The sequence below is a fragment of the Cognatilysobacter lacus genome, assembly GCF_008274655.1.
In the GTDB taxonomy this organism is placed as follows: Bacteria; Pseudomonadota; Gammaproteobacteria; order Xanthomonadales; family Xanthomonadaceae; genus Cognatilysobacter; species Cognatilysobacter lacus.
Genome location: NZ_VTRV01000152.1, coordinates 1 through 6,416, shown reverse-complemented (window position 1 = coordinate 6,416; position 6,416 = coordinate 1). Strand labels below are relative to the sequence as shown.

8 protein-coding genes and 1 pseudogene are annotated in these 6,416 nt (G+C 68.2%); 6 read left to right on the top strand and 3 right to left on the bottom strand.

Annotated elements, in window-relative coordinates; genetic code table 11:
• From nadD to rlmH, 3 genes and pseudogenes are all read left to right on the top strand, one after another.
• Nucleotides 1–542, top strand: a 542-nt coding sequence (nadD, locus tag FW784_RS11710) for a nicotinate (nicotinamide) nucleotide adenylyltransferase (RefSeq protein ID WP_149353521.1), incomplete at its 5' end; no start/stop codon positions are given.
• 71 nt (nucleotides 543–613) lie between these two features.
• Nucleotides 614–976 (top strand): annotated as a pseudogene (rsfS, locus tag FW784_RS11705) (ribosome silencing factor); the annotation flags it as partial.
• 130 nt (nucleotides 977–1,106) lie between these two features.
• The gene (gene rlmH / locus FW784_RS11700) at nucleotides 1,107–1,577 is read left to right on the top strand and encodes a 23S rRNA (pseudouridine(1915)-N(3))-methyltransferase RlmH (RefSeq protein ID WP_149353519.1); all 471 of its coding nucleotides are present in this window, start codon (nucleotides 1,107–1,109) and stop codon (nucleotides 1,575–1,577) included.
• A gap of 229 nt (nucleotides 1,578–1,806) precedes the next feature.
• Here the strand turns inward: rlmH and FW784_RS11695 are convergent, their stop codons facing one another.
• The 3 genes from FW784_RS11695 to FW784_RS11690 all read right to left on the bottom strand — a co-directional run bounded on the left by FW784_RS11695 (nucleotide 1,807) and on the right by FW784_RS11690 (nucleotide 3,603).
• Entirely contained in the window at nucleotides 1,807–2,487 is a 681-nt protein-coding gene (locus FW784_RS11695) for an energy transducer TonB (protein WP_187770789.1), read from the bottom strand.
• A 178-nt stretch (nucleotides 2,488–2,665) separates the two neighbouring features.
• Nucleotides 2,666–2,866: a hypothetical protein gene (locus FW784_RS14430; protein WP_187770788.1), complete on the bottom strand. Its 201-nt coding sequence runs from the start codon at nucleotides 2,864–2,866 to the stop codon at nucleotides 2,666–2,668.
• Nucleotides 2,867–2,868: 2 nt separating this feature from the next.
• Nucleotides 2,869–3,603 carry an SIMPL domain-containing protein gene (locus tag FW784_RS11690; protein ID WP_149353523.1) on the bottom strand — a complete coding sequence of 245 codons (735 nt, stop codon included), beginning with the start codon at nucleotides 3,601–3,603 and terminating at the stop codon, nucleotides 2,869–2,871.
• Between the two features lie 134 nt (nucleotides 3,604–3,737).
• Between FW784_RS11690 and FW784_RS11685 the strand changes: the two genes are divergently transcribed.
• The 3 genes from FW784_RS11685 to FW784_RS11675 form a co-directional block, all read left to right on the top strand.
• Complete coding sequence (locus FW784_RS11685; protein WP_149353522.1) at nucleotides 3,738–4,325, top strand: Maf family protein; 588 nt, start codon at nucleotides 3,738–3,740, stop codon at nucleotides 4,323–4,325.
• Nucleotides 4,322–5,806: a ribonuclease G gene (rng, locus tag FW784_RS11680; RefSeq protein ID WP_149353517.1), complete on the top strand. Its 1,485-nt coding sequence runs from the start codon at nucleotides 4,322–4,324 to the stop codon at nucleotides 5,804–5,806. Before FW784_RS11685 ends, rng begins: the two co-directional genes overlap by 4 nt.
• Nucleotides 5,807–5,845: 39 nt before the next feature.
• The coding region (locus FW784_RS11675; protein WP_484482017.1) for a YhdP family protein at nucleotides 5,846–6,416 on the top strand (571 nt) is incomplete at its 3' end.

Sequence of the window (6,416 nt, the reverse complement as noted above, 5' to 3'; positions counted from 1 at the left end):
CGCACAAGGAGGCGACGCATGCCGATGCCTCGCAGCGCGCGCGCATGGCGGAACTCGCGATCGCGGGCGAGCCTGGCTTGTCGGTCGACCGCCGCGAATTGGCGCGCGCGGTGCCGTCCTACAGCGTCGAGACGCTCGCGCACGTCCGTGCCGAGGTCGGCGCCGACACACCCGTCGTGTGGGTCATCGGCGCGGACTCGCTTGCGCAGCTGCACCGCTGGCACCGCTGGCGCTCGCTGTTCGAGCTGGCCCACGTGCTGGCCGTGGGACGCGCGGGGTTCCCGTTGTCCCCGGACGGTTTCGCCGGGATCGACGCTGCGCTCGCCGAGACGGTCCAAGGCCGCCTGCGCGCGCCGGAGCAGCTTCTGGCCACGGCGTGCGGGGGGCTGGCCTTGCTGCCGATGGATCCGCCGCGTCCCGAATCGTCGACGGATATCCGGCGCAGGATTGCCGCCGGTGAGCCGTGGAAGTCGCTTGTGCCGCCGCCGGTGGCCGACTACATCGTCCGTCACCGGCTCTATGCACAGCCGGATCCAGCCTGATCCCTATACTTGTCGCTCATCGCACGGAGTCGCCCCGCTTGAGTACCGAAGCCCACGTCATCAAGACCCGCATGCCCAGCCCGCCGCCTTCGGTGGATGAATTGTTGAGCACCGTCCGCGATGCGGTCGAAGAGCTCAAGGCGCGGGACGTGGTCGAGATCGACGTGCGCGGCAAGAGCAGCGTCACGGATTTCATGGTGGTGGCGTCGGGTACGTCGACGCGGCACGTGAAATCGATCGCGAACGAAGTGGTGAAGTTCGCCAAGAAGCTCGACGTGATGCCGCTGGGTGTCGAAGGCGAGCGCGAAGCCGAATGGGTGCTCGTGGATCTCGGCGACGTGATCGTGCACGTCATGCTGCCACGCGTGCGCGAGTTCTACGCACTCGAACGCCTGTGGACCGTGGGCGACGAACCACCGGCGCGTGTCGACGAGTTCGCGCACGGCCACCTCGGCAACGAGGACGACGACTACCCGGAAGCGGACCCGCTCGGCTTCAACGACGATGCCGACGAGCTCGACGCCGACGACCGTCCGCGCTCCGCGCGCTGAGCGCTGACGCCGCATGAAGGCGCGCCTGATCGCCGTTGGCGAACGCGCGCCGGCCTGGGTCGCCGAAGGGTTCGCGGATTACCGAACGCGCCTGTCGCATTGGCTCCCGTTCGAACTGGTCGAGATAGAACCCGGGCTGCGCGGCAAGGGGCGCGACGTCGTGCGTGCGCAGACGGACGAAGGCCTGAGAGTCGTCTCCGCCATACCGCGCAATGCGTGGGTAGTGACGCTCGACGGCGGCGGGCGCGGTTACACCTCGGAACAACTTGCACAGCGGCTGGAGCACTGGCGCGGGCAGGGCCGTGACCTCGCGTTCCTGATCGGTGGACCCGAAGGCCACGCGGACGCGGTACTGCAGCGTGCGGACGAGTCGTGGTCGCTGGGGCCGCTGACGTTGCCGCACATGATCGTTCGGCTCGTCGTTGCGGAACAGTTGTATCGGGCGGCGGCACTGGTTGCGAATCATCCATATCACCGGGCGTGACCGGCGGGTCGCCGAGTTCCGCCATGCGTGGCTCCGCCCGGTTGCCGCGCTACGGTTCCCGCTCGTGCTTCGCCGGGGGTGATCCTGCCGAGCGGTGAGTCCGAATCGCGTCGCGTTTGAGTGCGTCGCGTGGTTGTTGGCGCGTACGCCGGACTCGCGACGATGCGCCGGCTTCGCACGGCATCCTAGCCAGCAGCCGCGGTCGGCAGCCCGACCGCGGCATCCCGCTTCACTGCAGCTTGAACTCGACCGGTACCAGCCCGATCGCCTGCACGGCTTGCCCGTTGCGCATCGCCGGCTTGAACCTCCAGCTCGACAGCACCGCGCGTTTCGCTGCCAGGTCCAGCGCGCGATGTCCGCTGCTGCGCGAAATCGACACTTCCAGCGGGCGTCCATCGACCTCCACCAGCACTTCGAGCAGGACCGTGCCGGTGTCGCCGTTCAACAGTTCTTCGCGTGGGTAGCCCGGAGCGGGATTCGTCGCGTATTCGAGGTGGGCGCCGGTGAGCGGCTTGCCGTCGTCGGCGGGCCGCTGGTCACCGCCGGTTTCATGGGCGGTGTCGTGCGAATCGTCCGGTGGCACGACGAAGTCGCCGGCCTCCGCATGGTCCGCGATCGGCGGCAGCTCGGTCGGATGCGGACGGTCGGGCGCGTGTGGCTGGCTGGAGGCCGTGTGCGTCTGTTCCACCTTGACGCGGATCGGCTCGGGCTTCGGCGGCGGCGGGTTGTCCTTGATCTTGGTGGGCACGTATGTGGTGAAGGTTTCTCGCACGGCCGTGGCCACCATGGGCGCCGACACGGGCGCAACGAGGAGTGCGAGCAACAGGCCATTGATCGCAATCGCACCGGTGATGGCGGTGATGCGGCCGGGGTCGAGCTGTGCGACGCGCGGTGCGTGGATGGTCTGCATGGCCGGCTCCTCGTGTGGACAGTGCCGATGCAAACGCACCGGGTCGGCCGGTGGGGTTAACGCCGCTCGCGCGAACGAACCGGGTGGCGGCAAGCGCCGCGTGCGCACGAGACGCGTTTCAACAAAGAAAGAGCCCGCAACAAGCGGGCTCGATCTACGCTGCACGCAAGCCGGAGGCTCAATCGGCAGCCGGCTCCGGTGAATCGCCCTGCGGCCGTTCCAGCCCGCCGGCTTCAGGGTTCGGCTGCTTGCCCGTGCGCGGGTCCTGCGCATCAGCCCGGTCTCGCGGCTGGTTCTCCGCATAGCCGGGATTGGCGCCGGAACGTGGATCTGACGCGGCCGCGGTGTCGCGACCGCGCGGGATATCGGGCGAAGTCATGGTTATTTTCCCAGTTCGAACACGACATTGAGGCTGACAGAGAGGACGTTCTCGCCGGGCGAAATGGGCGTGGCCTCGTCGCGCGCCATCTTGGCCATCGCCATCATCGGCACGGGTCGTGGAATGGACGCACCGCCGGTCTCGTCGATGCTCACGATGCGTCGCACGTGCATTCCGAGCGACTGGGCATACATGTCCGCGCGCTTGCGCGCCTTTTCGAGCGCGGCACGGCGCGCCTCGTCCAGCACCGGTTCCTTCTGGTCGATGTCGAACGTCGGGCCGTTGATCTGGTTGGCGCCGTTCGCAACCAGCGCATCGAGGATGCGGCCGAGCTTGGCGATGTCACGCACGATCACGTTGACGTTGTTGCTCGCCTGGTAACCCGTGATCGCGGGCGGCTGGTTCTCGACGTAGCGGTACTGCGGGTTGAGATTGACGCCAGCCGTCTGCACGTCGCGTTCGGCGACGCCGGCCGCGCGGATCGCGGCAACCACCTTCGCCATCTGCTCGGCGTTCTGGCGCAGCGCGCCGTTGGCGTCCGCGGCCTGCGTGACCACCCCGGCGGAAACGGTCGCGATGTCCGGCGCGCGGCGTGCTTCGGCCTGCGCCGACACGGACAGCAGCGTGCCGTCGGCGGCATACGTCGGAACGGCGACAGTCTGCGCATCGACGGTCATGGCGAGGCTCCCGAAGGCGAGGACGGTGGCGAGGGCGAGGCTGCGAAGGGCGAGGCGCATCGTGGTCATCGGAACTCCTGGTTGGCTAGAGGGTCGGGACGCACAAGTGAACGACCGGTGAGGCGGGGCGGGGTCTTTCACCGATGGCGGATGTTCAGGCGGCGCGCATGAGAGGCCGGGTTATGCTTCGATCGATGCTCTATCTCGCCTCCAAATCACCGCGCCGACGCGAGCTTCTCATGCGACTCGGCATCGATCCCCGCCTGCTCGACATCGATATTCCCGAGGTTCGCCAGCCCGGCGAGGCGGCGTTCGACTACGTGCGGCGCGTTTCGCGCGAAAAGGCCGGCGCGGGGCTGCTCGGGATCGCCGGGGTGCCGGACGCGCTGGTGCTGGCCGCCGACACCGAGGTGGTGCTCGACGACGAAGTCTTCGGCAAGCCTGTCGACAGCGATGGCGCCGTGCGCATGCTGTCGCGGCTATCGGGCCGCACGCACCAGGTGATCAGCGTGGTCTGGATCCTGTCGGCCGGGCGCGAGGCGCAGGCCGCGAGCGTGTCCGACGTCACGTTCGCGGCGCTGACGCCAGCGCAGCTCGACGGCTACATCACCAGCGAAGAGTGGCAGGGCAAGGCGGGTGCGTACGCGATACAGGGGCGCGCGGAGGCCTTCGTCACGCGCCTCGACGGCAGCTACTCCGGCGTCATGGGCCTGCCCCTGCACGAGACCGCGAAGCTGCTCGGCAAATTCGGAATCGATGTGTTTGCGGGCGCGAAGGAATGAGCGAAGAAATCCTGGTCAACGTCACCCCGCGCGAAACGCGCGTGGCCGTCGTCGAAAACGGAATGCTGCAGGAGCTGCATATCGAGCGCGGCTGGCGGCGCGGCGTGGTCGGCAACATCTACAAGGGCCGGGTGCAGCGGATCATGCCGGGCATGCAGGCCGCCTTCATCGACATCGGCCTCGAGCGCGCGGCATTCCTGCACGCAGGCGACATCGTCAAGCCCGTGATCGGCGAAGCAGCCGCGGAAGAGGCGCCGCTGCCGGCGCAACCCACGCGCCCGATCACGGAACTGCTGCGCGATGGGCAGGACATCATCGTGCAGGTGGTGAAGGATCCAATCGGCAGCAAGGGCGCGCGCCTCACCACGCAGCTCAGCATCCCGTCGCGCTACCTCGTGCTGCTGCCGCGAACGCGCGTGGTGGGCGTGTCGGCCCGCATCGAGGACGAGGCCGAGCGCGCGCGCCTCAAGCACATCGTGACTTCGCTTTCGCCGAGCGGCGCGCAGCACGGCTACATCGTCCGCACCAATGCCGAGGGCCAGCCCGACGAGGCGATCGCCGAGGACGTCGCGTATCTCGGACGCGTCTGGGCCCTGATCGAGGAGCGCTCGCAGACCACCAAGCTCGGCGAGCGCGTGTACGAGGACCTGTCGCTGCCGATGCGCGCCGTGCGCGACCTGCTGCGTCGCGACGTCGAGAAGGTCAAGGTCGATTCGCGCGAGACGTGCGACCGGCTAAAGGCCTTCGCTGCGCAGTACATGCCGGGGCTCAACGAGAAGATCGAACCGTACGTCGGCGCGCGCCCGATCTTCGACCTGTACGGTGTCGAGGACGAGATCCAGCGCGCGCTGGAAAAACAGGTGCCGCTCAAGTCCGGCGGCTACCTCGTGATCGACCAGACCGAGGCGATGACGACCGTCGACGTGAACACCGGTTCATTCCTCGGTCAGCGCAATCTCGAGGAAACGGTCTATCGCACCAACCTCGAGGCGGCCCAGTCGGTCGCGCGTCAGCTTCGACTGCGCAATCTGGGCGGCATCATCATCATCGACTTCATCGACATGACGGATGCCGAGCACAAGCGGCAGGTGCTTCGTCAGCTCGAGAAAGCGCTCGCCCGCGACCACGCCAAGACCACCGTGTACGACTTCTCCCCGCTGGGTCTCGTCGAGATGACCCGCAAGCGCACCACCGACAGCCTGCAACGGCAGCTCTCCGAGCCCTGCCATGAATGCGGTGGGCGCGGTTCGCTGAAGACGCCGGAGACCGTCACCTACGAGATCTTCCGCGACGTCGTGCGCCAGGTGCGGCAGTTCGACGCGCAGCGGCTTCTGGTGATCGCCTCGCCGAAGGTCGTCGCGCGCATCACGGACGAGGAGTCGGCAGCCGTGGCGGAACTCGAGGAATTCCTCGGCAAGTCGATCCGTTTCCAGGCGGATGAGCAGTACTCGCAGGAACAGTTCGATGTCGTGCTGCTCTAGGCCCGGCGCACCCGCCGTGCCTGCGCGCCAAGGCGGCCGGTGATCCTTCGGCACGCCAAGCGGGCGCACGTCGGCCTCGGGTACATCCTCGCGGTCGCCGTACTGGCATTCGCACTGCTGCTCGGGCTCGTCAGCCTGGCGCTGCCGGTGCTCGCGCAGCATCCCGCGCAGGTGCGTGCGTGGCTCGAACACCGCACACGGCGACCGGTCGCGTTCACCGGCTTGCGCACGCATTGGACGAGGCTCGGCCCGCTGATCGAACTGCGCGGGCTGCGCATCGGCGAAGGCGAGCACGCGGTCGCGATCGGCGACGCCGAATTGCTCGCATCGGTCTATCTCGGCCTGCTTCCCGGCCACGCATTTACCGAGCTGCGCCTGCGCGGGCTCGACCTCACGCTGGAGCGCGGCGACGACGGCCTCTGGGACGTGCGCGGCCTGCCGGGCCAGACGCAGAACGCGGGCGGTGACCCGTTCGCGGTGGTCGAACGGCTCGGCGAGCTGCATGTGATCGACGGGCGCCTGTCGATCATCGCGCCGGCCTATGCCATCGACACCACGATTCCGCGCGTCGACCTGCGCCTGCGCGTGGACGGCCCGCATGTGCGCGTCG

Excerpts from the sequence above, each read along its gene's own strand:
- rlmH (WP_149353519.1), top strand. The coding sequence starts at position 1,107 with ATGAAGGCGCGCCTGATCGCCGTTGGCGAACGCGCGCCGGCCTGGGTC.
- FW784_RS11695 (WP_187770789.1), bottom strand. The coding sequence starts at position 2,487 with ATGCAGACCATCCACGCACCGCGCGTCGCACAGCTCGACCCCGGCCGC.
- FW784_RS14430 (WP_187770788.1), bottom strand. The coding sequence starts at position 2,866 with ATGACTTCGCCCGATATCCCGCGCGGTCGCGACACCGCGGCCGCGTCA.
- FW784_RS11690 (WP_149353523.1), bottom strand. The coding sequence starts at position 3,603 with ATGCGCCTCGCCCTTCGCAGCCTCGCCCTCGCCACCGTCCTCGCCTTC.
- FW784_RS11685 (WP_149353522.1), top strand. The coding sequence starts at position 3,738 with ATGCTCTATCTCGCCTCCAAATCACCGCGCCGACGCGAGCTTCTCATG.
- rng (WP_149353517.1), top strand. The coding sequence starts at position 4,322 with ATGAGCGAAGAAATCCTGGTCAACGTCACCCCGCGCGAAACGCGCGTG.